Below are 1,475 nucleotides of genomic sequence, written 5' to 3' on the forward strand. Positions count from 1 at the left end.
TATTGCATAAAGCACATCGCAGCTTCTCAATCCAATATTTATTAACGGACGCTAAATTCTGTCCTTTGATATTAATGAGGATGCCAGGACTCTAAGGCAATGGTGTGTTCCTGTGCATTGATGTAGGCTGTATGCGGAAGGCGTCCATGTCCTGTGGGTTCTTTGGGCTCATGGCTCTCATCATTTAAAGGGCTGGTTTCGGATTCTTCTGCCTCCGCGTTATTCTCTTCTGCCTTTGGGGATTTGTCTTGTTGTTTCGTGGTTTTATCGCCTTTGCCAAAGATAAGTCGCTTTAAATTGGATACGGTTATTTTATGCTCGACCAGTGCGTGCGGGATCCAGGAGGCCAAGTGAATACCCAATGACAAAAGGTTTTGTTCCCTCTGGTAAGTTTGATGAGTGTACCAATGCAATGATCTGCTCAACGTCTTCTTGTGATTTTTCAATGACAATGGGTAATTCTTTTGCTGGTGTCATTTAGCAACCCTGCTCCTCTTAAGGGCAGCAAGGTTAGCTAGCAGGTGTAATAAAATCAATAGGTTGGGGCGAAAATAATGACTCAATGTTTTTTGCCGCAAATCTCCATTCAATTTGTGATCTGTAAAGGTTCATCTCTTTTTACAGTATAGTCCTGAGCCAAAGATGTACGTTCCTTGATACAGGGTTACCTTTACATGGAGTGAGGGAAATACGCCCTCATATTTCTGCTTTTAAAGAACTCCTACCATGTGATACTGCAAGAATCAAATTTGAATGATTTAATCCAACCCTGGCCAGGTTGTTTACTATAATTATAAGAAAGATAAGCATTGATTTGTTCTACTGATTTATTTCCAAAATTATCTTTGTAAACAATACTCACCCCCTCGCCTGTCAACAACCCTTTACTGTGTCCATCCCAAAACCGAGTTAAGTTATAAAATCTCCCTTTCAGATCGGCATCAGGTTCCATAATATAAACTTCCATTCCTCGCGATGTATTGTCTTCTATGTCAATCTGTACCTCTTTACCCGTGTTCAAATCAATACAACTTGCCGAACCCGCAAAAGAAAGTGAACATAATCCGCCTATTAAAAACAAGCTTAATCCCTTTATACATTCATTGAAACATACTTTAATCATTTGTGTCCCTCTGTGATAACATTTAAAAAGAGGACACTATATAATATAAACCTCCTCACCAACCATAAAGTGAGCGTTATAATTGTCATATAATTTATTTATAATCATAGCCTTGACACAGTCAAGAATGCCTATCGATTTATCTACTAAAACGAGTAATAATAATTATAATAAGCTACATCTCAATACTTAAATGAGGTACGGCCCCGATCCTAGTAAAAAGTTATCAAATCTTAGTTTAGTTAACCATGTCAGTATTAATATTTAATAAAAATATTTTTTTCTCTCATCGGCGGTGGTAAGAATCTGCATTTTTCCATCACTTGCTTATAGTTTTTTCCTCATTAAATAA

The 1,475-nt window shown here is 37.6% G+C and carries 3 protein-coding genes; all 3 read right to left on the minus strand.

The window, feature by feature from the left end:
• Positions 1-71 precede the first annotated feature (71 nt).
• A complete protein-coding gene (locus Lsan_RS21830) occupies positions 72-350 on the minus strand; it encodes a hypothetical protein (RefSeq protein ID WP_083505173.1) in 279 nt (92 codons plus the stop codon).
• Entirely contained in the window at positions 313-477 is a 165-nt protein-coding gene (locus Lsan_RS22540) for a hypothetical protein (protein ID WP_165482614.1), read from the minus strand. Before Lsan_RS22540 ends, Lsan_RS21830 begins: the two co-directional genes overlap by 38 nt.
• 244 nt (positions 478-721) lie before the next feature.
• Positions 722-1,123 carry a hypothetical protein gene (locus Lsan_RS17265; RefSeq protein WP_058515376.1) on the minus strand — a complete coding sequence of 134 codons (402 nt, stop codon included), beginning with the start codon at positions 1,121-1,123 and terminating at the stop codon, positions 722-724.
• Positions 1,124-1,475 lie beyond the last annotated feature (352 nt).

The organism is Legionella santicrucis (assembly GCF_001468135.1).
Classification (GTDB): domain Bacteria; phylum Pseudomonadota; class Gammaproteobacteria; order Legionellales; family Legionellaceae; genus Legionella; species Legionella santicrucis.